1 protein-coding gene is annotated in these 309 nt (G+C 37.5%); it reads right to left on the reverse strand.

From position 1 onward, the window contains the following. Window positions 1–309 (reverse strand): hypothetical protein (locus ACVCXO_RS00450; protein WP_452227632.1); only part of this gene is annotated, 309 nt, incomplete at both ends.

A 309-nucleotide genomic window follows, 5' to 3' on the forward strand; every position in this document is an offset into this window, starting at 1 on the left:
CACTCAATCGTTTCATCTGCAACAGTACAAGACGTTAAGTCAGGACCAATAGAATCGTTAAGTGTAAGAATTGCAACAAGTATAGTTTCGTTATCACAATCATCTGCAACGGTATAAGTAACTGTTAATGTACCACCAGCGCCACAAGTAGAAGCAAGGTTAGTAAACACATAATCAGAAGTTACATCAAAAACAGCATCTGTATCACAAGCATCTGTACCGCAAGATTGAAGCGCTAATATATTCGCTGTATTCCAATCGTTAGCAATCGTTTCATTATTTGTTCCATCACACTCGATAGTTTCATCT

The organism is Lacinutrix sp. MEBiC02404 (assembly GCF_053601575.1).